Below are 24,988 nucleotides of genomic sequence, written 5' to 3'. Positions count from 1 at the left end.
AAACTCGCCGACTAATTTCACGTTTTATCCCTCCTGAAATTAAAAATTTACAATACCACCCGTTTCCAGTTATATAGCCCAAAAATATGGGTACCTTCGGAAAACTAAATGAAAAAGACCGGGCAAAAGGCTATCACCCGCCCGACTTTCTCATTAATCTCTAGTTGCTTATTTTTCTAAAGTTCTCCACTCATCGACTTGTCTTTGTGCTTCTTCGATGATCTTGTCCAATCCAGCAGCTTTGAATTTCTCATTAGCTTTAAGCAGATATTCCTCTGAATCAACAGTTCCTGTCATCAACGCGGCCCAATATTCTTCTTTCACATTCTGAACCGAAGCAAGTTCTGTCGTCACTTTCGAAGTGTCGAAGTTAAAGCCGAGTAATGGAGCGTTAACGCCTGCTTCATTAAATTTCTTGAATTCATCCCATTTATTCTCTGGGTCGCCTTCATTCAGGTAAGTAATCAGCACGTTACCAAGCGAGAATGTAGGCATATCGTAATTTTTGGCTTTCTCCAAGTTCTTCATCACGTTATCGCCAACTTTTTCGAAGTGAACGCCTTCAATACCAGAATCGATCATATTACGCAGTTTTGGATCTGTATTTAGTAAGTTAAGGAATTCCATTGCTTTCTCTGGATATTTAGTGTTAGCAGAGATAGCTTGCATAGAACCCATTACCGACCAATTGTAAATAATTGACTCTGTCGCAGGTGTGGAAATAATCGGATATCCTTGGCTCACAGACCATTGATTGTCGGCGAAAGGCTGACTTGCCGCACGGTCTACCAACCACTTACCGGACTTCAACAGGTCATCCGCTGAGGTAGTCGTAGCCACTTCAGGTGAAATGTATCCCGCTTGATAGTACTTACGAACTGTTTTTAATGTTTCTTTTAATTCTGGTGTTTCCAAAATGTTAACGACTTTATAGTCTGCCGTGTCCATATAGACCGCCATTGGTAATTTCTCAATGACGTAGTCAAATGGCATCGAAGGCACGAAATCTTTTACCATAGCGTAAGGGGTAACATCTGGTTCATTCTCTTTGATTGTCTTCAGCAGAGGTTCCAGATCTTCGAAAGATTTCACATTTGAAATATCCAAGTTGTATTTATCAAGTAGTTCTTTGTTGAAACGGTATACTTCTAACGCCGGAAGCTCTTTATTAGCTGGCACTCCATAGTTATGTCCATCTATTTTTGAACCTTCCAGGAACGCAGGATCAAGAGTTGCTACAATGTCTTTACCATGCGTTTGCAGCAAATCATCTAGTTCAATAAAAGCGCCTTTACGTGCATTTTGCACATAATCAAACGCCCATGAGGATGTAAATAGAATATCCATCGGCTCACCAGAAGCAGCATTAACCTGCATTTTCTGTGAATAATCGCCGTAGTCGATCATCTTCATGTTGATGGTTGCGTTAATTTTTTCTTTGGTATATTTGTTGAATTCCGCCATAACTAGATCCAGATCTTTTTGTGGAGCGCCGATCGTGTACCAAATCAATTCAACAGGTTTCTCAGACTCTGCTGGTTTTGATCCAGATACATTGTTTGTACTGTTCGTTGCATTGTTTCCACCACATGCAGTTACCAACAGTGTAAGCGCCATCAGTGATGTCAATAAAAGAGAAAACTTCTTTCTTTTTGTACTCATTATTAAATACCCTCCCTTTTAGTAAACCATGTTCATTTCTGTCTTTGTGTCCTTAAGGACTACCTTAACCTTAACTTATGAAAACACTTTCAAATAGGAGTGAAACTAAATAAATCATGTACAAAATAAAGAAAAGGCTTCTAGCAAGTAGCACTAGCTTAGCCCTTTATATTCTGTCGGCGAAATCCCCACATACCTTTTAAATTGTTTATAAAAGTAACCTGTCTCCCAATATCCGACACTTCGGGCGATTTCATGAACCTTCATCTGGGTTAATTTCAGCAGTTCCTTCGCCTTCTCAATCCGATACCAGTTAATATAATCGGTGAAAGTTTCATTAACTTCTTTGTGAAATAGCTGTCCCAAATATACAGGATGAATGTTATACATGGCTCCTAAAGTCTTAAGTGACAGATCTTCGTTATAAGACTCTTTGATATAGCGAAGCACCTGCTGAACTACTGGGCTCTTCACGTCGCGAGCCAGTGAATCTACTGTAATCTCCGCAACTTCTTTCATGATGTCGATCAATTCCTCAAGAGAAGACGTCGTGCGAATTTTATCGAAGTTGTTCTTGTATAATTCAGGTTCATCAACATGTCGGATTTCCTCCAACTGCATTTTGAACCGAATGATCCATTCCATAGCCACATCTTGAAGGAGTCCCGGGCTAATCCCTTCTATTTGCTGCATAGACCCGAAATCTCTCTCTATACAGACCAATAGTTCCTCTTTACTTTTCGCCATAATCAACTTGTTGTATTCATTCCAATCCATGGGAATACTACGTTCAGTATTCGCTTGTTTGTCTCTAAGGTCGTCATATCGAAGGATGTTTTGTTCTGGAAAGATCATGAAGTATTCCTGAGCTTTTTTCGCATTGTTGTAGCTTCTAGGGGCCCCGGCTTCCATATCTTCCACGCTACCTAGAGACAGGTGTAAAGTCTGATAAGGTGATAGGATGCTCATCAGCTCATGGCTTGTCTTGTCAGCTTCGTCCTTCCCCAATTCTGGATCGTCGAAGTTATACAGCAGTACAATATCCCCGTCCATATCGCGAAAAGGAATAATCCCAGGTCTACTTCCCAAGTGGTTCATAACAGACTCGAACACCTGAGCATTAGAATGCTCAGGTCGAAAAAGCGAAACTAACACAAACGGCTTATTAACCACAAGGCCGAGAAGATCAACACGTTCTTGAAACTCCTGAGGTTTTATTTGGTTTCTCAACCAGCGGTGCATCACATTGTCCTTCAGGATCATCATGCTATGTTCGTTCAAGGTATATTTTACTCGGGAGACGTTTAATTTCTCGACTACCATATTCAGCGTTGCTTTAAATTCCTCCAGATTGATAGGCTTCAATAAATAATTTTCTATACCTAGTGTCATGCCTTCTTTCAAATATCCAAATTCATCATATCCACTTAATATGATCACTTTAAGGTCCGGCTGAAACTCACGAACTGCACGAATCAGATCGAGTCCATTCATCATTGGCATGGAGATATCCGTAACAAGAATGTCCGTGGGAATAACCTTTAACGCGTTCAGCGCATCTAATCCATTCTCGGCTTGACCGACGATTTCCAGCCCCAGTTGAGCCCAATCGACAATATCATACAAGCCTTCTATGATAAATGGTTCATCATCTACAATAAATACTTTATACATCGTGTGTTCCATCCTCCCTCAAATCAGGAAACCATACGGTTACGGCCGTTCCCTTCCCTATCTCACTTTGAACATCAACACCGTAGAAACTACCGTACAGCAACTTCAGTCTTTCATGTATACTACGGAGCCCAAAGGATTCCGAGTACTCATTCGGATTCAACAGCCCTTGTTTGACTTCTGCCAGTCTCTCCGGATAAATACCTTGTCCATTATCCCTTACTTCAACGCGAAGATTTTCATCCTCCCCTACCACAGTGACCGAGATTTGATTATCGGTCTTATCGGTTCTCATACCGTGGAGGATATAATTCTCAATAATCGGCTGTAAAGACATTTTCAGCACCACTTTATCTTCCAGCTTCTTATCACACTGTATATGATAAGAGAACTTGTCCTTATAACGGATCCGAAATAGCTCCAAATACAAACGGCAGGCCTCAAGCTCATCCTTCAGCGTATATCTTGGCTTTTGCTGAACATAACTTTTGAATAGCACGGATAGACTATAGATCATTTCTCCAACGTCCGTAGCTCCCTGCGAAATGGCTCGCATCCGGATCACTTCCAACGTATTGTACAAGAAGTGGGGGTTTACTCTGGCCTCTAGCGCGGCCAATTCGGTATGTTTTTGCTTGATTTCCGCCTTATATACCCGATCGATATAGAGATTAAGTTCTTCCAGCATATCGTTGAAACTCTTGGATATCTGTCCCAGTTCATCATCTCTAACATCCTTAATCCGAGCGGTCATATCTCCATTCTTCACTTTTCTTGTAAACCTTATTATACTGTGCGTCCGCTTGGCGAAACCATTGATAAACAAGGATGACACCACAATGGCAAACAGAATACAAATCAAACTAACCGTGAGAATCGTATTCCGTATTCCGCGATACGACGCAGCAAACTCCGACTTGGGAACCACACTGAGTACAGTGAAACCACCTTGGGTATCCGTTAGCTTCGTGATCGACATTCCTTCTTTGACCACATCGCTATCATACAACGTGTTTACTTGCTCAATATAGGGATATTTGTGGCCGTAATAAGTATCTGACGAATCGAATATCACGTCACCTGCACTTGACAGTACAAGAATGGTACCTTTGAAATCACCTTTATAATTGTCCAGACTATCCCAAATTCTCTCCGAATCGAAGTATACCAGTAGTTGCCCGATATTGCGCAGTGACGACTTATTATTAATAGGAACACGCACGGAAAACATCGGTGATTCCGCTATATCACTCGCCTTTCGCACCCAGATATTGGGTACGGAGACGTTCGAACCCACCTCCAAATACATGGCATCAGGGACGTAGGATCGCGAAGCATTCGTAGAAACAATTTTGAAGTCCCTGTTTTTGTATGCATATAGATACTGCTGTTCGGCGCTATACAACATTAGACTTACAATATTGGGATCATCCTCCACACGATTTCTGAAATACTTTACAGTATCGCCTGGCGCGCCGCTTTCAGTATAAAAGCGATCTAGTCTGTACTTAACATATTCCTCATAAGTATGCTCCAGAAAGTAGGAGGTATTGGAAGTCAGATCACCATCTCTATATACATCACGCATCATCACCTGAACGGAGTCATACTTATCCCTGATGTAATTGCTTACAGTTTGAATGGCTCCTTTCTGGATATCCAGTTGTCTTTGAACTACTGACTGCGACATAAAGTGAAACATCAAATAGGCTAATATAATAATGGTTACGATCGTAATCACAGAGAACAGAAAAATCATTCTCATAAATAAATTATTTTTGAGGTACTTTCTATAAATCCTGTTTATTAGCATGGTCCCCCCCCTTTCGTCTGTCAGCCAATTGAAATTCATTGCAGTTCATTATACCCGTTGCCCTAAGACCCCCGTATATTAGCATTATCGGCCTTATCCTGTAAAGACGAGTTGAACGTTAGCATTTATTCTATACTCGGTGTCCTTGGTTAAAGGATTAATGTGGCGGGTTAGAAAAACGCCTTTCGGCGTACTTGGTGAAAGAGTTCATATAGTGAAGAAGTTTACGTTTCCGATGCCAGTGATACATTGTATCGCTAGCAGGTATGAGCCGCAACACCATCACCAATAGTCACCTTCCGCCTCCACCATTCACTATTAGGTGCAATAAGTACAACTAAATTCAACCCAATCCCTCTGAAGCTAACTTTAGTTGCATGGAGTACATCTAAATTACTGGAAACTCCACTTATCAGCGTTATCGCCATTTTTAACTGTCCTTTTTACAACTAATTCTCTCTTTCCCTGCTTTTCCTGCTAATTAAATGTACTTTCTGCATCTATTCTAGCCTCACCTTCACTACCTTCATACGCGAAGCATTGTTCGTCACTCTAACATCCCCACTCTATGTATACTTCACTGAATTACATTCGGAATTTATGATCTTATATGGAATATGGTGGGTGTCGTATCGGCTATTCAAGTAATTTCAACACCTTATATAGACTTTTAAAAATCATACAGGGTAGAGCAGGATGTCCTCCAAAAAACTTATACTAATAGGACAAGTAGAAACGGTGCCATCCTTTTTCAAAGACGGCACCGTTTCAATGGAAATATGAGGAATAGAGTATCAAGTGAAACTTATACTATCTTATATTTTGAAGAAGTTTCCCATTTCATTGTAATGTTCATATATGTAATCTCCTCTCAATTCCTTTCGTAGACTAGACGTGTGGGGTTATACATTTGGCTTTAATTATTTCCAAAAGAAAACCGACCTAAATCTTCAGGTCGATTAATAGTGGTATAATAAGTAAATATCTACTTAGGGAGATGAGCAACGTTATGGGCAGTGGTGTAGGAATTCCCGGATTGATTCTATTAATCGTTATTTTTGGATTAATTATTTTATTCGTAGTTTCACTTATTCTATTTATTAGAAGATTACTAACAAATTCTACTCGAACAAATCAAAGTCAATTAGATATTAAGAAAAGGCTGGATGCTATCGAGAACAAAATGGATCTGATCATGCAAAAAAAGGACGAAAGTAAATGATTAACTATCTCGTAGCTTAGTAACTCTGTCCTTATTTAAAGCATTTCTGCTCACATGGATTCGAACGCAGGGATTTGTTGATTTATGTCGAAATAAGCTGTTATGAGGAGCTATATTGTAAAGGAGGTGAATCCCCGTGCATCAAGGACATTCCTTGAAAGGCATGCGGGAGAAGCAATGTGGAACTGGCTGAAATCATCCAAAACAGTAGCGATCAAACAGGAGTTAAATAACTCGCCTATGGAGATGGCTCATGGCGAATCTTCAAAGTATAAGGTCATCGTAATTACCGGAACGAGTGGCTCAGGACGCAAGAGTACAGCCAGACAATTGAGTGCACAACTAGGCATTCCTCACGTGATTCCTTACACTACGCGTACCATTCGTCCAAATGAGCGAGACGGAGTGCATTATCATTTTATCTCCGATGGTGAATTTCAGTCTATGGCAGATAGGCTTGCCTTCTTCCAGAAGGTTCATCTGGAACGGGGAAATTACGGAGTCTCGAAGGAAGAACTTTTTCAAGTCCTAGAAACCCATCAAGCCGCCATTGTCGTCGTTAATCAGGAAGGGGCGCAAGCCATTCGGAAGCATTTCGGAAATGGAGCCCTTCGGATCTTTCTTTACGTCACCAAGGACGATATCCGACTTCGGCTAGAAAGAGAAGCAGCTCCGTTCGAAGTTATGGAAGAGTATTTGCGAAATTACACAGAGCAAGTTATATATAAGAAGGAATCAGAGTTCCTTCTACAAAATATTGAATCAGAAACCACGATTAACAAGATCGTAGCATTTCTGCAAGACAAGCTGTGAAATATAGCAGGGGCTATCCTATAATGGATAGCCCCGTTTTCATACTAGTATAGTGGATCAAAACATTCTAATTCCCTTCGGCTAAATAATCATTCAGCGCTCTCTCCGCCCGATATACAGATAGATTGAACGAAGGCCAATCATCATTTCTCTCGGACAAGTCCTTCTGTTGTCGTGCCAAATGATCATCAATCATTGAATGTTCTTCGGAGCTAAAGTGAATAAGTGTAGGAACCGCGTCCGTTGATAAATTACTCAAGTATTCCTCATCGATCACTCCACTCTCTTGGTAACGCGCCATATTATTCTCGGCTATGATGATGTCCATCCCCACATAGTTAAGGATTACATAGGATACTAAACCAAGAACGATATAGATCTTAGCCAATGGGATGGTTGTAAAGTGAATTCGAAGTGCTGCAATAATCAACAATACCGCTAGAAAGATCATGAACGCGTGAACAAGAAATCGAATATACGTATACCCATATGCCTGTTCGTACAGGACCAGTCGGATAAAAGCGGAGTACAGCATCACGCAAGAACATGCAACCAGTATGTACAACATAATATTGTTTATTCTCTGTAATAGATTGCGCTCTTTCTCACTGAAGATGAGAGTACCCATCAAAAGGATAAAGTTGATTGTCGTTACGGCTACAAGCTCAAGAAACCCACTTCTAGCATAGTCTGCATAGGAAGTTCCAGCCGGTAACGTCCCTTCCGATGCACCAAATAAATACGAGAATTGCACAACAACAAACAGGACATATACTATATTTATCGCTACTAATACGGTAACCGCAACTATAGGATCTAGCACGAGCTTGAATGGGTCAGATGAACGCTCGACGGCATGACCTGTCCTGTGATCAATCTCTACTTCGTGTCCCCACTCGAACTTCTTGGAGTCAATAAATCCCCATAAGTATCCAAATAGTAAAATACAAACGATACATACCCAGATAAACCGGAAGATGCCCTCACCTAAGGATAAGATGTTCAACATTCCAGGAATTCCAGAGAGAATCTGATCGAATACGCCATCTGCGGATGATAATAAGGTAATGACAACGATTAATACTGGCGTCGCAATAGCAAGACCCATAAATATTTTACCTATGACAGCTTTACGTCGCTCTCCCATGGTGCTAGATGCTGAAGTCTTCACCATTCTAAACGCAGTTGGAACATGTCGTAAGCTTTGCACAATAAGATGATCTAATGTCACCGAAATGATCTGCGGCTTATACCATGAGGGTCTCCTTACACTAAACGTATAGGCCATATGTACGAATATTAGTGAGGGAATCACCATAAAGTTGAGCCCTCGAAAGATTTGATTTTGAAATAAGGAATACGTCAAAGAAAGTAACAGAATGGCTCCAAATAACACCCATCCGAACCATGCTGGTTTGGCCATTTGTTCCCTTGCATTGTAGAACATATACAAGTAAAAAAGCCCCACAAACATAGGATATGATACACCAAACTGATGTCCATAGAATAAATAATGATGAGCCATAGCTAGAACGAACGCACCCATCAGGGCAACAAGAGGTCGATCTATTCTCGATTTGATTTTATGAATCATAGGTAATCCCCCCACTTCTTACTTTCTAAACCTTATTCTAGATGATAAAATAAGAAGATAAAGAGAAGTAATTATTATAAAACTTCCTATTTTAGGAGTGAATCGAATTATGAAGCTACATAATCAGTTCCTACGCCTGCATTCCCACTATGGAAACTCTGAAGATATTCGGGTTACCTTAGACGAATTGGCTGTCACACTGAACTGCACTCACCGTAATGCATCTACGATCATTCGTAAAATGGTGGAACACGGTTGGGTTCTTTGGCTATCTAAGCGTGGACGAGGGAACAGATCTACCTTGCGCTTTCTGATTGATCCCGAAGAAATAGCAGCGCAATCGATGATGAAAGCGATCAGTCGGCAAGATCTCAAACATGCTATTGATCAGATTCGAGCACATGCCAGATCATCGACGATGCAAGATCGACTACAGGAGTGGCTGCTTACTTACTTCGGACATCATTCCGAGATGAAAAGCGAGAAACAGATTGATACCCTCCGTCTACCCATTCGTCAGCAACTTCACACCGTAGATCCCTTATATATGAATCTGTTAGCTGAATCTTTTGTTTCTAGCCATGTGTTTGATGGTCTCGTTAGGAGGTCGAGCAGCACGCATGAGATTCTTCCGAATATCGCTCATGCCTGGGAAGTGGATTCTAGTCGCACGCAGTGGACGTTCTTCCTACGCAAAGAGATCCTATTTCATAATGGCACTCTAATGACTGCGGATGATGTTGTGTTTACATTTGAACGGTTAATGGAGACTTCGCAAAGAACGTTATACAGCACTATTTTCAAACAAATACAATCTGTAAGAGCCGTCAACCCCACCACAGTAAGCATGGAGTTAAAACAACCGAATGAGCTATTCCTATCCTTCTTATGTACAAGCCGTGCTGCCATCGTTCCGAGGGGCTTGGATCAATTGGGGGAGAAAGGCTTTGGGGTTAAACCTATTGGCACGGGGCCTTTTAAGGTCACGGAATTTAACGACAGTGTATGCGTGTTAGAGGTATTCACTCATTATTTCCAGGAGAGAGCGCACTTAGACCGCGTCGAGATTATCCAAATCCCTTGGCGTATGGAGAAGGAACAATCGGATCATACCGACTCGTTATCCCCTTTTCACATTATTCACAACCCATCTTCAGCAGAAGGAGGATCATGGAGCCAGATCCATTCCAAAGCTTCCGTGAGAAAATTTATTACCTGTAACACAAAGAAAACCGGACCTTTAAATGATCCAGCCATTAGAGCTCATATGCTATCTTGTCTACGCGGTGAACCCATTCATCTTGTACATGATGCAGTGATGGAGCAGCCGATGACTTTGCAAATTTCCACCATTCCACAATATCGACAGGATGCCCATTTCATAGCGGATAGACTAGCCAACTTTGGTTATGTGTGCAACATCGTGTCTACTTCCCCAGAGGAGTTCAAAGGTTCCGTCCGTTTGGAATCTGATCTTATTGTCTTCTCTTTAATTCGTGATCAGGATGAACAACTTCGTCTGCTTGATCTTTATGTAACGATGTCCGAACACGTCGAACCTCATACAAGGGTAGATATTGAAACAGCACTTCTTCACGTAACACGAGAATCTGATCCTCTAGTACGTGCTCAATTATTTCAAACGATTGAAACACGTCTCATACAGGAACATCAACTGCATATTTTATATGAAAAACCAGTTCAGACCGCGTATCTTCCATCTGTTCGTGGAGTGACCTTTAACAGTCAAGGCTGGGTGGATCTCAGGCATATATGGTTCCCACCGTTATAACCCCATCCACGACAAATAAAGCCTACACTATATCCGGTTAGGCTTTATCGCTATTGCTTATATATAATTAAATAGTTTTTATTTCAAGTAACTCATATTTTATAATTCCCATAGGTGCAGTTACATGAATCACGTTGCCAATCTTTTTACCCATGAGTTCTTTGCCTAGGGGACTTTCATAAGAGATTTTATTATTCAGGACATCCGCTTCAGCTGGACCTACAATTTGATACTCAATTTTCTCCGAATATTCAATGTCATTTAAGATGACCGTAGTACCCACATTGACGATGGATAGATCTAAGCTACCTGCATCCACAACAACAGCCTTAGTTAGCATCTTTTCCAATATTTTTATTCTAGTTTCCATGAAGGATTGATCGTTTTTGGCAGAATGGTATTCACTATTTTCCTTTAAATCGCCATAACTAATCGCTAGCTTAAGACGCTCTGCTAACTCTTTACGTTTCACGGTTTTAAGATCCCTAAGTTCAAACTCTAATTTATCTAATCCCTCTTGCGTCAAAATCACTTCTTCTTTTGCCATGTTTACAACTCCTATTTTGCTTTCTATATTCAATTCTAACCTATATCCAGTTAAGATTGTTAGTAAACTTACGAAATGGGATGTACAGAGCACTCAAATATTCCTTTTATTAGGATAGTCGTTGGTGGATATAAGATATAAAAAACAGTAAGCCAAAGTTATTCTTTATCTTTGGCTTACTGTTTTCTTGTATGTGGTATTTGGAAGATTCCTTTTTGAACTTCCTCTTAATATGCCAAACTGTAGAGTGCTTTAATATGTGACAAGTAACGAATATTACTTGCTTCCTTCATAAGAGATGCTGGCATCCCTTTAAGAGGAGTTGAGTTAGCCCCAACCGTTGCAACAGCGTCTTTACGACCCAAGCTTGCAAGGGTTCCGGAGTCAATTGGACTAAAGGATTCCATAGACTTGTCATTAAGCTTAGCGAATAAGTTGTAGCCAATAAGTTCTCCCATTTGCCAAGCGATCTGGGCAGTAGGTGGATATGGACGTCCTTCTGGACCAAAGAAAACAGCACTATCCCCTGCAACAAATACGTCTGGGTGAGAAATAGATTGAAGATGTTCATTAACGCTTGCACGTCCACGATTAACTTCAAGTCCTGATTCACCAACTAGAGGATTTCCTTGTACTCCACCAGTCCATACAAATGTATTGGCAACAATCTTCTGACCATCTTTCAGGTCAATCACATTTCCTTCAACATTCGTTACAGGAAGACCTGTTAAGAATTGAACACCACGCGATTCCAAACTTTTCGTTGCTCGTTCAATGAGATGATCTGGCAACACAGGAAGAATTTTAGGACCCGCTTCAACGAGTAATAACTTGATAGATTTAGGATCTACACCGAATTTCTTAGCAAGTGCAGGCATGCCATCAGCAATTTCGCCAACTAACTCGACACCAGATAGACCACCGCCACCAATGACAATCGTTCCATCAGCTTCATTCTTACTTTTTGCAAATTCACGTATACGATCTTCGATATGCTTATGAATGTTGTTCGCATCCGCTGCAGATTTCAAGACCATACTATTCTGTTCAAGTCCTGGAATACCGAAAAAGGCCGTTTGGCTTCCCAAACCGACAACTAGTGTATCATAAGTTAACGTCGATCCGTCTGAAAGTTTAACTTCTTTATTGTCTACTGAGAAGGACTGAACCTTGCTAATTCTCAGATTAATATCTTTCCCTTTGAAAAGCTTCTCCAATGGCATAGAAATCGCCTCTTGAGCAATATTACCAGCTGCAAGTCGGTGTAATTCTGTGATGATTTGGTGTGTTGGAGTCTGGTTTACGACAGTTACTTTGGCTTCAGCCTTACTTAAATACTTGCGAAGACTCAAAGCTGTTAGAAGTCCGCCATAACCCGCTCCTAATATAACAATATGTTGTGACATCTTGTGTCCTCCGCTCTTATTAAGTTATTGTACAAAAATTTATTTCTTACTACGTTCTTCACTAACTTGAAGATAAGCGTTAACGAAGCGGAACAGCTTTTGCGCCTGTGGTTCTTTAAGCATTTTTAACAGACCAAAAACACCGATGGCTTCTTGACTTACCTCGGCACGGTCCTTTGCTTCTATTACGTTTACCGCTATATTCTTCACGGAGTCCTTCACAGGTCCAACCATTTCTTGTATTGCACCTACCGTGTCATTCTTTAATACATCATCGGTAGCAACCGAATGGGCGAAATCATATGACTTCGTCAATACATTGACAATCTCAGTCAATTTAGGTAACTGCTCGATTAGAGCAATTAGGGATTGCTGAACCTCAGGTTGCAATAACTGCTCCAGTACATCATTAGGTTCACGGCTTGTAGATACAGCTTGCGATTCTGCTTCAGACGTTGTCTGAGTAATAGCTTCTGACATAACTAATTCTCCTTTACGATAACAATATTTACTTCACATGTAGAAACGGCTATGCCGTCCTTAATAGGGTGGCTAACGATACTTCGTATCGCTAGCAGGTATCTGCTTCTGCGAGAAATATAAGAATACATGCACTATTATTCACAAACGGTCCCGGACTACTCCTAATCCTCACCAAGCAGAAACGGTATGCCATCCTTTTTCAAGAAGTTTATGCTTCCGATGCTAGCGATACTTCGTATCACTTTGAGGTATCCGTCTCTGCCGAAATATAAGTACTGCTTAGCTTAAATTATAACCTATATTATATACCTGTACATCATAATTTGCATGTACAGGTATACATAGGTGCTATTCATTCATTATTTGGCCGTCACGCCACCATCAACTGGTAGTTCGATGCCCGTAATGTAGGATGAAGCGTCAGAAGCGAGGAATAATACAGCTTGAGCTACTTCCGATGCTTGTCCTACTCTTGGTAACGCTGTCTGAGACAAGAACCAAGCTAGCATTCTATCATCAGCAACCATATCCGTTGTCATTGGAGTTTCAATAAATCCAGGGTGAACAGAGTTCACGCGAATATGATCTTTCCCGTAATCGACTGCCGCTGCCTTAGAAAGCATACGTACCGCACCTTTGGATGCCGTGTAAGCTCCCGCGCCACTCCCACCCGTTAGCCCAGCAATCGATGAAATATTGATGATCGAACCACCATTGTTACTTTTCATATGTGGAATCACGTGCTTCATTCCTAAGAAGACACTTGCAACGTTGATATTCATGACTTTGTTCCATTGGTCCATGGTCGTATCAAGCAAGTTGACTGCTAAGGAAATACCCGCATTGTTAACCAATACGTCGATTGTGCTATATTTCTTAATAGTATCTTCTACAACCTTAATCCACTCTTCTTCTGATGCCACATTATGTGCAAATGCTATTGCTTCTCCGCCATTCGTTGTAATTTCTTGAGCGACAACTTGAACAGCGGCCTCGTTAATATCAGTTAATACAACGGTAGCTCCTTCTTTGGCAAGTAGAATTGCCTCTTCACGTCCCATACCACTTCCGGCTCCCGTAACAATGGCTACTTTTCCATTTAAAGTCCCCATATTTAGTCCTCCTAGTAATGATGCATTTATGTCTAAACAATTCTGGAGTTACTCTAACTATCATAGTATTTCCTAAGCATTATTAAAGTATGACTGAATCGTTGTGATACAACATATCACAAATTTGAACAAACAAGTAGAACCGGCTTCGCCGTCCTTTTTCAAAAAGCTTATGCTTCCGATGCTAGCGATACTTCGTATCACTTTAAGGCACCCGTTTCAGCAGAAATATAAGGAATAGAGTATCAAGTGAAACTTATACTTTCTTATATTTTAAAAAATCTACCATTTACAATGTGATATAGCCAAGGATACCCCCTAAGATAAGGGGGTATCCTTGGCATCATGTATTAAATTACTTCACTGCTCCCTGTGTGACTCCATTGATAATCCACTTTTGGGCGAATAGATAAATGATGATCATGGGTAGCATGGCCATAAGGTATGACGAGAAAGCCAAATTAAAGTCTGTGTTAAACTGTCCCTGGAAAATATATTGCACAAGTGGCAACGTATACATGCTTGGGTCGCTAATAATAATGAGCGGAAGCAAGAAGTCATTGTACGTCGATAGGCATACGAGAATACCTACCGTTGCATTAATCGGTGCCATCAGCGGGAATATAATACGCCAGAAGGTACTCCAAGTGGTTGCCCCATCCACCCTCGCTGCTTCTTCCAGTGCTACTGGGATCGAACGGATATACCCCACATATACAAATACGTTGAACGCCAAAGCGTAAACCGTATGAAGAATAGTCAGACCTACCAAATTCGTCATATGAAATGCGGAAGCCAACTTAACAATCGGCAACATAATGATCGGAAATGGAATAAACATTGCACTGATGAAATAGAAATACAATCCTTTGAAAAACTTCTGGTCCATGTTACGTGCGATAGCGTAGGCTACCAGCGAATTTGAAAGCAGTGTCAGCACAACTGTACTTGTCGTAACGAGCGCGCTGTTACGTAATGCTTGAAAGAAATTCGTCATTTTAATTGCATTAGTAAAGTTCTCCCAGTGAAAGGTCGTTGGAAAGGCAAATAATGATTTAGCCAATTCCTCCGGATTCTTAAGAGCAATCGTGATCGCCATATATAAAGGGAATAAGATAAGTAACGTTCCAAGTGAGATCAGAATCATCACTGGCCAATTCAATCGGATTCTCATCACATATCCATCTCCCTGCTTTGAAGGAATCTAACCTGTACAAATGAAATTACCGCAATCACGATGAAGTAAATGACGGAGTTAGCAGACTGATAAGCGAATTCCCCACCCTGAAATCCCCCAATGTAGATCAGATGCGATATGGACTGAGTCGCACGCCCAGGTCCACCATTGGTCAGAGCAACGATCTGGTCAAAAACCATCAGTGAATTCTTCATAGCTAGCACCATATTAATGGTGAAAAATGGAGCAATTAGCGGAAACGTGATTTTCCAGAATTCCTGCCAACGGTTCGCACCATCCAGATTAGACGCTTCGTAAAGCGTCGTTGGGATGGTCTGAAGACCAGCCAAATATAGAATCGTATTGAACGCAATCCCCTGCCATACCGCAACAATGACGATACCAATCCATGCCGTACTTTCGCTACCGAGAATATTGGTAGAAAGCGCCTCAATACCTAAATTTTTACCCCAAACGGTAAATACATTGGAAAATAGGTAATTGAATATGTATCCCACGATCAATACACTCAGTATATTAGGCAAGAAATAAATTCCTCGAAAGAAGTTCCTTGCCTTGATCTTAGCGTTAAGCCCAATCGCGATGAGTAGACTAAGGATATTAATAAGAATCGTAACGACAATCGCGAACTTGAAGGTGAATAGATAGGCGTTCCCTACATTGTTATCTGTAAAGAGATTAATGTAATTTTTAAATCCGACAAAGTCATAGTTCTTCCCAAAGCCATTCCAGTTCGTAAATGAATAGTAAATCCCCTGAAGTGCTGGCAATGTCAGAAACACAAAGAACAACAGAACGGCAGGCAGTGTCATCCAGTAAAAAGCCGTAAACCGCTTAGTCATATTCCTTCCCCCTTCATCCTCATATTTATTTCCGGTTGGCAACTTTATCCCACTCGGAATCTAGTTTTCTCAGGTAACCGTCGATATCTCGATTCTGAAGAAAGGACTGTACAATCGAGTTAAGCTGTACCGCTGCCGGAATGTAGTGATCGGCGAAATCAATGACCTTACCCGATTTAAGATAAGGCTGAATCTCAGCGACCGCTGGATCGTCCTGCTCCACACCTATGACAGCCGCAAAAGCCGTCTGTTCCTTGATGTATTGCCCAATATTCTCAGGCTCCAGTAGAAAAGCGATGAACTCTTCCGCTTCTTTCTTGTACTTTGTATCCTCTGAAATGGTCAATAGCGTATCGACACCTGACACGAGTCTGTTCTGGTCTGGATCGTCCCCCGTAGGGAACGGAAAGAAGCCCATGTTCAGATTCGGGTTCGTCTTACGAATCTCCGGAATTGCCCAACTACCCTGAATATACATGGCCGATTCTCCGCTAGCGAAAGCACGATTACCATCAGCATAGTTTTTACCGAAATTATCTCCGTGCCCATAATCCAGCAACTTCAGCTGTTTCTCCGCGACCTCTCTGTACTTCTCTTGGAACGTCACGGTTCCTTCCTGCCGCTGTCGGAAGAAGTCAATCCCGACCAGATTTGGCGCGAGTGCATTAAACGGAAGGCTTGTCTGCCAATCGTCCTTGTAGGTGAAATAAAATGCTACTTTCCCATTGTCCTTCAGTTTCTGAGCTATGGAGATCAGTTCACCCCATGTCTTAGGGACAGTGAGTCCCATTTCTTTAAAAATATCTTTATTATACATAATGCCGTTAGCGTTGGTTGCATACGGAACTCCTGTTACATTGGTCATCCCAGTGATGTCCTGCAGCATCTTAATATAATTCGTATCTATGGAATCCAACAAGTTACTCTGGGTCAGATCTGTAAAGATATCGCTCTGTGCGAGAATAGAATAGGTATCTGTCGCGCCAAGTCCGATGATATCGGGAATATCATTCTTAACTACCCTCGTCTTGAGCACAGTCTCTGCATCCGGTGGATTGATCTGACTAACGACAATACCCGGATGAGATTCATTAAACTCGAGAATGAGTTTGTCGAATGATCCTTTTGCTTCAGGTTTATTTTGAAAAAATTCAAGTTTCACCTTACCTGCATCTTTCCCACTTTGTCCTCCACATCCAGACAGAAGCAAACCCAATAACAGACATGCCACAAGCGTTCTTCCTACCTTCATGCTGAACCCTCCCATATCTTCCTTGTCTTCCTTATCTTTCTTAATCCTTCTAGTTAGAATACCCAATAAGACTAAGTAAAAAACGTTGTATAACAGAATATGTTATGAGGAAAAACTTGGTCTGAAGACAAAAAGAATGCATATATATAGAAATATTTCTATATATATAAAGTGTTCGGTAATCCAGTTAATTGCATCATTCAAGCACAAATAGCCCATTTGAGTTGCACCTTATTCAAAAGAGAATAATACGATGTATGATGACCAAGACATTAGCCCTGAAAGGTGTGTAGAATATGAATGAAATCGTTCGGAATTATTATGCAAATGGCAATACAGCTAGTGGAAATACAAGTTTGTTGGATTCATCGCTGCAAGGATTGGAGCATCTTTTTATTCTGCAGGGTCCCCCTGGAACGGGGAAGTCTAGCTTGATTAGTACCCTTAGCGATCAGATCGCGTTAAACGGTCACGAAACCTGGTTAATGCATTGCCCTTCGGACAATGAATCGTTGGATGGACTGATCATCCCTCGTTGTAAGGTTGGCATCGTCATTGAAACAGCATCGCATTCCATCACACCGACATCTCCAGAGACGGTCCTACATTACGTAGATTTAGGAAATGCCTGTGATCCTGCACAACTGAGCATGCACAAGATTGAAATCGAAAGTCTGAACGAACAAATCTCTCAAGCAAATATCCGTGCATATGCCGGTTTCGCAGAAGCCCTTCGCATTCATGATGAATGGGAAGTCCTATATATCGAGAATATGGATTTCAAAAGTGCTGATGAATTGACGAACGAGTATATTCAGATTCTATTCGGTGATGGAAAGCTTAATAAGCAGAGCCGAGTGGATCATCGGTTCTTGGGTGCCGCCACACCTAAGGGTGCGGTTGATTTCGTCCCTAATCTAACAGCAGGCTTGAATAGGTATCTTCTCAAAGGTCGACCTGGTTCCGGTAAATCCACGATGCTGAAGAAATGGGCAGCCGTTGGGATCGAACGGGGTTTCGATGTTGAGATTTACCATTGCGGATTCGATCCAAATAGCTTGGATATGCTCATTGTAAGGGAGCTTCAGTTCGCCATATTTGACAGCACGGCGCCACATGAGTATTTCCCAGATCGTGACACCGATGAGATTGTCGATATATACCCCCGCTGCATAAAGCCCGGAACCGATGAAGCATTAGCGGAAGAAATCCTTCATGTCAGCCAGCGATATAGTTCAGCTATGAAACAATCAATTCAGCACCTGGCAGAAGCTAAATCCTTTCAGGATGAACTTTCAAATATCTATACACAATCGATGGATTTCAGTCTAGTGGATCGGATGATGAATGAGCTCCAAGAAGAGATCCATGTGATTATTACGTGAAACAAAAAGAAGCAGCGTCTCCACATCAATGGATACGCTGCTTCTTTAACCCTATTTTTCATCCTAACGCAAATCGATCTTGATCAGAAATATCTTCTTCTGATTGTTTCATTTGTTTACTTCTTAGTTGTCCACAAGCTGCATCAATATCTGCTCCATGCTCAAGTCGAACTGTACAGTTAATGCCTTGCTTCTTCAACGTATCATAGAATGCTAGAATCGATTCTTGATCACTTCTCTGATATTGACTATGTTCATCCACTGGATTATATGGAATTAAGTTAACACTTGCGAAATCTTGCTTATCGCGAATGAGTTCAGCAAGCTCTAAAGCATGCTCCTTGCGGTCATTTACATCCTTGAGTAGAATATATTCGAACATAATTCTCCGATTTGTCTTAGATAAATAGTACTCCACGGCCTGCATTAATTTCTCTATTGGATAAGCACGATTGATCTTCATAATCTGCGTCCGAAGTTCGTTATTCGGTGCATGTAAAGAAATAGCTAAGTTTACCTGCAAATCAGCGTCTGTGAATTCAATAATTTTATCCGGTAGCCCACTGGTCGATACAGTAATACGCTTCGCACCAATAGCTAGCCCCTTTTGATCCTTAATTACCTGCAGGAAGTCTACTAGATTAACGAAATTATCGAATGGCTCGCCAATTCCCATGACCACAACATGACTCACCTTCTCATCTAGTTGCGCTTGATCCAAATGGTGCTGGGCCTTCATAATTTGCTCGACAATTTCACCGCTAGTTAGATCGCGACTTTTCTTTATTAAGCCACTCGCACAGAAACTGCATCCAATGTTACAGCCAACTTGGGTTGTGACACAAACCGCCAAACCATATTTCTGTCTCATCAATACTGTCTCAATCAGATTACCATCCTCTAATTTGAACAGAAACTTAATCGTTCCATCACTTGATTCTTGCTTAACATGTTCAGATAAGGTTTGGATGGTGAAATGGTCTGCCAATAATTGAATACACTCTTTATTCACGTCCAACATTTCTGAGAATTCTGTTACTCGCTTTCGGTAAAGCCAATCCCAGACTTGTGATGCCCGAAACTTTCTATGCCCATATTCTATAAGCCATTCTGTCAGTTGTTCAAATGTTAATCCATAAATGGATTGTTTATTCATTTCATTTCCTCTTTTCAAAACTTAAAAGTTCAGTCTTATTATTGTTACGGTGCCGAAGCTAGCCATTTAATCTTGATTGTCTCAAATTTTTATTATTAACACAAGAGGGGTAAACAGTCATTTCCCTGCAACCTTATTTAGCCAATTTCGTCTAGGTAAGTATAGCAAGGCCAAATACACTTATACGAGGTGACTAACATGAAACCCCAATTTAGATTATTAACGCTCACTGCTACGGCTGTACTCTTCTCACTAACCATTGCAGGACAAAGCTTTGCAGCAACGCAACCTTTCTCAGATCTAACGAATGTAACTGCACAAGATAAAATTATCGCGTTGCATGAAAGAGGCATTGTACACGGGGTTACAAGTAACCTATTCGCCCCGCAGGCTTCCATTACAGCCGCTCAAGGTGTTCAACTAATGGTGAATGCTTTTGACCTAAATCTTGATTTAGTAAAATTCGCTAAAGAACCGAAAGCTACGGATTATTATGTATTAGCTAATAACGATGCATGGTATGCAAACACTTTAATTATTTCTGCTGTGAACGGAATTGAATTACCCGCAGACCTAGATCCCAATGAGACGTGGACACGCGAACAGTTTACTCATCAGCTCACTCAAGCAATGGAGAAGCATGGTAACCTACCTATGATCAATCTTCGTCCCACTGAAATTAATGATGAGAGCGAGTTAACCATTGATTATAGTGGATCCATTCAACGCGCAATCGCATATGGCCTTGTGAAGTTGGATGCAGAGCGGAATTTCCATCCACAAGCTGTTATCTCTCGTGCTGATGCGGCAGAACAGATCTACATCGCACTTGATTATATCAAGGCACATCCAGCACCATCCACAAAGTAAACACATACCCTAGTATCTGGACCCTAATTCATCTTAGTCCCCCCCAAACGTTTAATGGAGGGGACTTTTTCATATTACTCTTCTATACTATTTTTATACTAATTGTAGGGTCATTTCAATTGTTTCGGGAACTGCTTGATAATCCCATCTGCTAGAATATCAGCAAACATGACCATATGCGTCTCTCCTATATCATAGGCCATGATATCCGCATCCCAATCCTTCTTGATCCTTGCGGTGACTTCATCCGTAATCAATTGTAGATGCTTATAGAGTAACCCCTTTAATTCTTTATCCGACCACTTGGGATTCATACCGCTCAGAAACCGAGCAATATCATCCGTATTTCTATACCACTCTGTATGATTCGTTTCGAATTCGATCTGATTTCCACTTTTGGCCGCATCCACTATCTTTCCTGCAATTAAAATATGCTCTCGAAGTAGTTCTGTAAACTTATTGCCTGCTTCCTGCCCATAATAAGGCTTGAACGCATTACCGATGTCCCGCTGATTTTTTAAAAGTCTTGCGCTTACTTTCTCTTGATCTTCTAACCCTGCAAGTGCGCTCACAATATAGTTCCTCGTCCATATCATATGGTCGGTCCAAAGCTTTCTTAAGTCAGATTTAAGCTGTACTTTGGACGGACTCAAACATTCCTTTTGCGTACGAGCATGTACGTCCCCTGTGACTCCCGCATATAGCGGCATCGACGCCATCACAAGAACTAAACAGAACGATAAACCTTTCAAACATAATCTTTTCAATATACTCTTCTCCTTATTATGCACGAATTACGTGTCCAGCTTTATTGTGGACTGTATCGCTCATTTCATACATCGGGGAGTATATTTTCATTCCGTTCAGATAAAAATATGTACCCCCATGACATGCTTAAAGGGGATTTATGCGTTACTATGTCTTCGTATTAACGGCTCAAGCTCTTCATAAATCTTATTATATTGAAATAACGAATTCAATTACCCAACCATACCAACTTTGCAGCACCTATCATACCCGCCATATTTCCTAGCTCTGCAGGCACAATTGGAAGTTCAGGTTGATCGGCGAAGCCGTACATCGTATGCTTCTGAACATTACTACGTATTCTCTCAAACAAGAAGTCGCCCTGAGCGGTTACTGCACCCCCAATAACAATTGCTGTGGGATTAAAAATATGGATCAGATTGGCTATACCGATAGCAACATATTCGGAATAGCGTTGAACAATATCAACAGCTATTTGCACACCTTTACGCGCTTCGGAGAATACTTCTTCCGGTGATTCAGCCCATTTGAAGCCACTCGCCATTTCCAGAGATATTCTCTTTAATGCTGTCACTGAAGCGTATTGCTCCCAACAACCCTTTAGACCACACGTGCATGAATGTCCATCCATTGCAATAACTTGATGGCCGTAGGCTCCAGCATATCCGCTTCTTCCCCGATAAGGTCTTCCCTCAGCAATGAAGCATCCCCCGATGCCCGTCCCTAACGCCAAACAAATAAAGTGGTCACGATTACGACCCGCACCCATCCAACATTCGCCCAGTGCTATTGCATTCACATCGTTGTCTACATAAACGGGATAAGGGATTCTACCTTGCATCTCTTTTTTCACTGATGTACCTTGCCACCCAGGCAAATTGTCTGTAGCGCTACCAATGATGCCTTGTAAATTCACATAACCCGCTGTACCGATACCAACACCTGACAATTGAAAGTCGGAGTCTATCATTAGATGTTCATAACTACGTACGATTTGTTCGATTCGGTCAAGTAGTATGTCCCTACCCTTACTAGCCTCGGTCGGCACAGAATATTGTTTCCATATTTGCCCATCCGATCCAACCAATCCGCTCTTAATATAAGTCCCACCTATATCTATCCCTACAGCAACCTCACGCATTCATATTCCCCCTTACGAAGCATCAAATCTGCGCTTTACTTGAGTGCATTATATCATAGGCTCAAAAAATAAATAGATATTCCTTTTTAATTATTATTACTGGTGGTTTTAACCACCATTTTATAATAAGTATATTCCTTATTACCCATAACTTTATTTATCCTTTTAATATAGTTTATCACTTACAGCTTTAGATGTCCGTTCAATAGCTGACATCGTTCTCTCCTTACTTTGAACTGCAATGATCGTCGTTAATATATCAAGCACATGTATCTGAGTTATCTTTGATCTAAAAGCTCCTCCTTGAAGGGGAGATTCCTTGGAACTAGACAGCAATACTGCATCGGCATACTGAGTCAACGGTGATTTAGCTTGGCTTGTCAAACAGATAAAGAATACACCATTCTCCTTAGCAATTCGTACAGCATCGACAAGATCCTTTGTACTTCCCGAAGTAGATACAGCAAACACAACATCATCCTTCTTAGCCAAGGCAAGTGTCATAGCCATCACATGCGAGTCGGTTACCAGCAGCGAATCAAAGCCGAGCCTCATAAAGCGATATTTTGCGTCAGCAGCCGTATTGGCCGATGAACCAACACCAACAAAAATAAGCTTATTGGCATGCAAGATGGCTTCTACCGCTAGCTGTAGTTCTCTCATGTCAAGAAGCGCCAATGTATTTTGTAGGAATAACATATTCTCCGTCGTAATTTTTTCTGCCATAGTAGACATATCGTCGTTCTCATCTATTTCACCATGAACATTATGGATTGGATGAACAAGTTCTTGCGCTAGCTTAAGCTTGAATTCCTGATACCCCCGAAACCCTAACTTCCGACAAAGACGAAGCACTGACGTATCTCCAACACCTGCCATCTCAGCCAAATCCGTCAACGTCCCATAAACAATCTTCTCTGGATCCAGCTTAATGATTTCAGCAATCTTTTGTTCTGTACGAGTCAACGAGTTATATAGGCTACTTATCATCAACAACGTGTTAGAGCCATCCCGAGACACTTTGGACATATCCGTTACTTCCTTTCCTTATTTAGAGAATAATTTCATTTTCTAGATCAGTATAGTTGGACGTTTCCAAATTAACAAGCAATTCCAAACAACCAAGTAGAAACGGCTTCGCCGTCCTTTCTCAAAAAGCTTATGCTTCCGATGCTAGCGATACTTCGTATCACTTTAAAGCACCCGTTTCAGCGGAAATATAAGAAAGTATCAAGTGAAACTTATACTTTCTTATATTTTAATAAATCCCACATACTATGATAGGTTGCATCCATAGATCCATTGTATTATTATATATGTGAAAATGGTTTTCTATTTAACTTACATATATACTGAAATAATTTTAGTGAAGGAGGTGTTCAATGCCAGTGATCCTTCATACCATCCAACGTCAGTTGACAAAGTTATCCCCTTTGGAACGCAAATTAGCGGAACGTATTCTATCTACTCCGGGTGAAGTGATTCATATCGGCATTACGGAATTAGCAGAACAATGCGGGGTCAGTCCCGCTACGATCACGCGGTTTTGCAAGGTTTTCCATTTCAAAGGGTTTCCAGATTTCAAGGTACATTTAGCATCGGAAATAGCGCAAATGGGCGCAGAAGGACATACTCGCTCTTCTGCATACCAAGATATTGTAGCTGGTAATCCGCTATCTCTTATCGTAGAGGCTATGCAAGCTAATCATCTAGCGTCTATTCGAGATACTACCACCTTGCTGGATCTAACAAAGCTTGCGAAAGTCGTGGATTGGCTATGCGGAGCACGCAGGATCGATCTCTACGGGATGGCAACATCCTCTATTATTGCCCAGGATTTTTACCAAAAGCTAATCCGCATTGGTGTTAACTGCACTGCTTTTTCCGATTCCCATATGCAGATTACGTCAGCATCTACGCTAGGTCAGAACGATGTCGCTTTTGCCATATCCTATTCCGGGGAAACCACGGAGACCATCGATGCCCTGACCTGTGCCAGCAATAGCGGAGCCACCACGATATCCCTTACTTCTTACGGAAGCAACACGCTGGCATCTCTAGCCGATCTCCCTCTGTTCTCCTCTTCATTAGAAAAAGGGATGCGGCGGGGAGATATGGCATCACGTATCGCACAACTTCATATTATCGATATTCTATTCACCGGCATGATCAGCAATCAATTCGAGGACTTTGTTCCCAAGTTGGAACAATCCTATAACAACGTCCAACATTATCGCAAAAAACGAGGAGGTCAATAA

The 24,988-nt window shown here is 41.3% G+C and carries 22 protein-coding genes; 6 read left to right on the top strand and 16 right to left on the bottom strand.

Features of this window, described 5'->3' with window-relative positions; all coding sequences use genetic code 11:
• Positions 1-168 precede the first annotated feature (168 nt).
• The 4 genes from ACP8HI_RS23980 to ACP8HI_RS23965 all read right to left on the bottom strand — a co-directional run bounded on the left by ACP8HI_RS23980 (position 169) and on the right by ACP8HI_RS23965 (position 5,577).
• The gene (locus ACP8HI_RS23980; RefSeq protein WP_438348619.1) at positions 169-1,662 is read right to left on the bottom strand and encodes an ABC transporter substrate-binding protein; all 1,494 of its coding nucleotides are present in this window, start codon (positions 1,660-1,662) and stop codon (positions 169-171) included.
• Between the two features lie 153 nt (positions 1,663-1,815).
• Entirely contained in the window at positions 1,816-3,336 is a 1,521-nt protein-coding gene (locus tag ACP8HI_RS23975; RefSeq protein WP_438348618.1) for a response regulator, read from the bottom strand.
• Positions 3,329-5,149, bottom strand: coding sequence for a sensor histidine kinase (locus tag ACP8HI_RS23970; protein WP_438348617.1), 1,821 nt, complete (start codon positions 5,147-5,149; stop codon positions 3,329-3,331). Before ACP8HI_RS23970 ends, ACP8HI_RS23975 begins: the two co-directional genes overlap by 8 nt.
• 257 nt (positions 5,150-5,406) lie before the next feature.
• Complete coding sequence (locus tag ACP8HI_RS23965) at positions 5,407-5,577, bottom strand: hypothetical protein (RefSeq protein WP_438348616.1); 171 nt, start codon at positions 5,575-5,577, stop codon at positions 5,407-5,409.
• A gap of 569 nt (positions 5,578-6,146) precedes the next feature.
• Between ACP8HI_RS23965 and ACP8HI_RS23960 the strand changes: the two genes are divergently transcribed.
• Both ACP8HI_RS23960 and ACP8HI_RS23955 read left to right on the top strand, forming a co-directional pair.
• Positions 6,147-6,371, top strand: coding sequence for a DUF4083 family protein (locus ACP8HI_RS23960; RefSeq protein WP_438348615.1), 225 nt, complete (start codon positions 6,147-6,149; stop codon positions 6,369-6,371).
• Positions 6,372-6,548: 177 nt separating this feature from the next.
• Complete coding sequence (locus ACP8HI_RS23955) at positions 6,549-7,184, top strand: guanylate kinase (RefSeq protein WP_438348614.1); 636 nt, start codon at positions 6,549-6,551, stop codon at positions 7,182-7,184.
• Positions 7,185-7,251: 67 nt separating this feature from the next.
• Here ACP8HI_RS23955 and ACP8HI_RS23950 read toward each other — a convergent pair whose 3' ends face one another.
• Positions 7,252-8,778 (bottom strand): DUF4153 domain-containing protein, encoded by a 1,527-nt coding sequence (locus ACP8HI_RS23950; RefSeq protein ID WP_438348613.1) that lies wholly within the window; start codon positions 8,776-8,778, stop codon positions 7,252-7,254.
• A gap of 109 nt (positions 8,779-8,887) precedes the next feature.
• On the opposite strand from ACP8HI_RS23950, the gene ACP8HI_RS23945 reads away from it, so the two are divergent.
• Positions 8,888-10,570, top strand: a complete 1,683-nt coding sequence (locus ACP8HI_RS23945) for an ABC transporter substrate-binding protein (RefSeq protein ID WP_438348612.1) — start codon at positions 8,888-8,890, stop codon at positions 10,568-10,570.
• Positions 10,571-10,637: 67 nt separating this feature from the next.
• Here the strand turns inward: ACP8HI_RS23945 and greA are convergent, their stop codons facing one another.
• From greA to ACP8HI_RS23910, 7 genes are all read right to left on the bottom strand, one after another.
• Positions 10,638-11,117: a transcription elongation factor GreA gene (greA, locus tag ACP8HI_RS23940; RefSeq protein WP_438348611.1), complete on the bottom strand. Its 480-nt coding sequence runs from the start codon at positions 11,115-11,117 to the stop codon at positions 10,638-10,640.
• Positions 11,118-11,344: 227 nt separating this feature from the next.
• Positions 11,345-12,523, bottom strand: a complete 1,179-nt coding sequence (locus ACP8HI_RS23935) for an NAD(P)/FAD-dependent oxidoreductase (protein WP_438348610.1) — start codon at positions 12,521-12,523, stop codon at positions 11,345-11,347.
• A 39-nt stretch (positions 12,524-12,562) separates the two neighbouring features.
• Positions 12,563-13,003, bottom strand: coding sequence for a DUF1641 domain-containing protein (locus tag ACP8HI_RS23930; protein WP_438348609.1), 441 nt, complete (start codon positions 13,001-13,003; stop codon positions 12,563-12,565).
• 362 nt (positions 13,004-13,365) lie between these two features.
• Positions 13,366-14,118 (bottom strand): SDR family NAD(P)-dependent oxidoreductase, encoded by a 753-nt coding sequence (locus ACP8HI_RS23925; protein WP_438348608.1) that lies wholly within the window; start codon positions 14,116-14,118, stop codon positions 13,366-13,368.
• A gap of 355 nt (positions 14,119-14,473) precedes the next feature.
• Positions 14,474-15,292, bottom strand: a complete 819-nt coding sequence (locus ACP8HI_RS23920) for a carbohydrate ABC transporter permease (RefSeq protein WP_438351969.1) — start codon at positions 15,290-15,292, stop codon at positions 14,474-14,476.
• Positions 15,292-16,158 (bottom strand): carbohydrate ABC transporter permease, encoded by an 867-nt coding sequence (locus ACP8HI_RS23915; protein ID WP_438348607.1) that lies wholly within the window; start codon positions 16,156-16,158, stop codon positions 15,292-15,294. Before ACP8HI_RS23915 ends, ACP8HI_RS23920 begins: the two co-directional genes overlap by 1 nt.
• A 25-nt stretch (positions 16,159-16,183) precedes the next feature.
• A complete protein-coding gene (locus tag ACP8HI_RS23910; protein ID WP_438348606.1) occupies positions 16,184-17,410 on the bottom strand; it encodes an ABC transporter substrate-binding protein in 1,227 nt (408 codons plus the stop codon).
• Positions 17,411-17,706: 296 nt separating this feature from the next.
• Here ACP8HI_RS23910 and ACP8HI_RS23905 point away from each other — a divergent pair, with 296 nt between their 5' ends.
• Positions 17,707-18,795 (top strand): PRK06851 family protein, encoded by a 1,089-nt coding sequence (locus ACP8HI_RS23905; RefSeq protein ID WP_438348605.1) that lies wholly within the window; start codon positions 17,707-17,709, stop codon positions 18,793-18,795.
• A gap of 58 nt (positions 18,796-18,853) precedes the next feature.
• On the opposite strand, the gene rlmN is transcribed toward ACP8HI_RS23905, so the two are convergent.
• The gene (rlmN, locus tag ACP8HI_RS23900) at positions 18,854-19,951 is read right to left on the bottom strand and encodes a 23S rRNA (adenine(2503)-C(2))-methyltransferase RlmN (RefSeq protein ID WP_438348604.1); all 1,098 of its coding nucleotides are present in this window, start codon (positions 19,949-19,951) and stop codon (positions 18,854-18,856) included.
• A gap of 198 nt (positions 19,952-20,149) precedes the next feature.
• Here rlmN and ACP8HI_RS23895 point away from each other — a divergent pair, with 198 nt between their 5' ends.
• Complete coding sequence (locus ACP8HI_RS23895; RefSeq protein ID WP_438348603.1) at positions 20,150-20,821, top strand: S-layer homology domain-containing protein; 672 nt, start codon at positions 20,150-20,152, stop codon at positions 20,819-20,821.
• A 110-nt stretch (positions 20,822-20,931) separates the two neighbouring features.
• On the opposite strand, the gene ACP8HI_RS23890 is transcribed toward ACP8HI_RS23895, so the two are convergent.
• From ACP8HI_RS23890 to ACP8HI_RS23880, 3 genes are all read right to left on the bottom strand, one after another.
• On the bottom strand, positions 20,932-21,588 hold the full coding sequence (locus tag ACP8HI_RS23890) for a glycosyltransferase (RefSeq protein WP_438348602.1): 657 nt from the start codon (positions 21,586-21,588) through the stop codon (positions 20,932-20,934).
• Positions 21,589-21,797: 209 nt separating this feature from the next.
• A complete protein-coding gene (locus tag ACP8HI_RS23885; protein ID WP_438348601.1) occupies positions 21,798-22,730 on the bottom strand; it encodes an ROK family protein in 933 nt (310 codons plus the stop codon).
• Between the two features lie 165 nt (positions 22,731-22,895).
• Complete coding sequence (locus ACP8HI_RS23880; protein WP_438348600.1) at positions 22,896-23,759, bottom strand: MurR/RpiR family transcriptional regulator; 864 nt, start codon at positions 23,757-23,759, stop codon at positions 22,896-22,898.
• 353 nt (positions 23,760-24,112) lie between these two features.
• Between ACP8HI_RS23880 and ACP8HI_RS23875 the strand changes: the two genes are divergently transcribed.
• A complete protein-coding gene (locus ACP8HI_RS23875) occupies positions 24,113-24,988 on the top strand; it encodes a MurR/RpiR family transcriptional regulator (protein ID WP_438348599.1) in 876 nt (291 codons plus the stop codon).

The sequence above is a fragment of the Paenibacillus sp. FA6 genome, from assembly GCF_051550225.1.
In the GTDB taxonomy this organism is placed as follows: Bacteria; Bacillota; Bacilli; order Paenibacillales; family Paenibacillaceae; genus Paenibacillus_AQ.
Note: the sequence above shows the minus strand (reverse complement) of the source record. Positions and strands in the feature narration are given on the sequence as shown.

Excerpts from the sequence above, each read along its gene's own strand:
- ACP8HI_RS23980 (WP_438348619.1), bottom strand. The coding sequence starts at position 1,662 with ATGAGTACAAAAAGAAAGAAGTTTTCTCTTTTATTGACATCACTGATG.
- ACP8HI_RS23975 (WP_438348618.1), bottom strand. The coding sequence starts at position 3,336 with ATGTATAAAGTATTTATTGTAGATGATGAACCATTTATCATAGAAGGC.
- ACP8HI_RS23970 (WP_438348617.1), bottom strand. The coding sequence starts at position 5,149 with ATGCTAATAAACAGGATTTATAGAAAGTACCTCAAAAATAATTTATTT.
- ACP8HI_RS23965 (WP_438348616.1), bottom strand. The coding sequence starts at position 5,577 with ATGGCGATAACGCTGATAAGTGGAGTTTCCAGTAATTTAGATGTACTC.
- ACP8HI_RS23960 (WP_438348615.1), top strand. The coding sequence starts at position 6,147 with ATGAGCAACGTTATGGGCAGTGGTGTAGGAATTCCCGGATTGATTCTA.
- ACP8HI_RS23955 (WP_438348614.1), top strand. The coding sequence starts at position 6,549 with ATGTGGAACTGGCTGAAATCATCCAAAACAGTAGCGATCAAACAGGAG.
- ACP8HI_RS23950 (WP_438348613.1), bottom strand. The coding sequence starts at position 8,778 with ATGATTCATAAAATCAAATCGAGAATAGATCGACCTCTTGTTGCCCTG.
- ACP8HI_RS23945 (WP_438348612.1), top strand. The coding sequence starts at position 8,888 with ATGAAGCTACATAATCAGTTCCTACGCCTGCATTCCCACTATGGAAAC.
- greA (WP_438348611.1), bottom strand. The coding sequence starts at position 11,117 with ATGGCAAAAGAAGAAGTGATTTTGACGCAAGAGGGATTAGATAAATTA.
- ACP8HI_RS23935 (WP_438348610.1), bottom strand. The coding sequence starts at position 12,523 with ATGTCACAACATATTGTTATATTAGGAGCGGGTTATGGCGGACTTCTA.
- ACP8HI_RS23930 (WP_438348609.1), bottom strand. The coding sequence starts at position 13,003 with ATGTCAGAAGCTATTACTCAGACAACGTCTGAAGCAGAATCGCAAGCT.
- ACP8HI_RS23925 (WP_438348608.1), bottom strand. The coding sequence starts at position 14,118 with ATGGGGACTTTAAATGGAAAAGTAGCCATTGTTACGGGAGCCGGAAGT.
- ACP8HI_RS23920 (WP_438351969.1), bottom strand. The coding sequence starts at position 15,292 with ATGAGAATCCGATTGAATTGGCCAGTGATGATTCTGATCTCACTTGGA.
- ACP8HI_RS23915 (WP_438348607.1), bottom strand. The coding sequence starts at position 16,158 with ATGACTAAGCGGTTTACGGCTTTTTACTGGATGACACTGCCTGCCGTT.
- ACP8HI_RS23910 (WP_438348606.1), bottom strand. The coding sequence starts at position 17,410 with ATGAAGGTAGGAAGAACGCTTGTGGCATGTCTGTTATTGGGTTTGCTT.
- ACP8HI_RS23905 (WP_438348605.1), top strand. The coding sequence starts at position 17,707 with ATGAATGAAATCGTTCGGAATTATTATGCAAATGGCAATACAGCTAGT.
- rlmN (WP_438348604.1), bottom strand. The coding sequence starts at position 19,951 with ATGAATAAACAATCCATTTATGGATTAACATTTGAACAACTGACAGAA.
- ACP8HI_RS23895 (WP_438348603.1), top strand. The coding sequence starts at position 20,150 with ATGAAACCCCAATTTAGATTATTAACGCTCACTGCTACGGCTGTACTC.
- ACP8HI_RS23885 (WP_438348601.1), bottom strand. The coding sequence starts at position 22,730 with ATGCGTGAGGTTGCTGTAGGGATAGATATAGGTGGGACTTATATTAAG.
- ACP8HI_RS23880 (WP_438348600.1), bottom strand. The coding sequence starts at position 23,759 with ATGTCCAAAGTGTCTCGGGATGGCTCTAACACGTTGTTGATGATAAGT.
- ACP8HI_RS23875 (WP_438348599.1), top strand. The coding sequence starts at position 24,113 with ATGCCAGTGATCCTTCATACCATCCAACGTCAGTTGACAAAGTTATCC.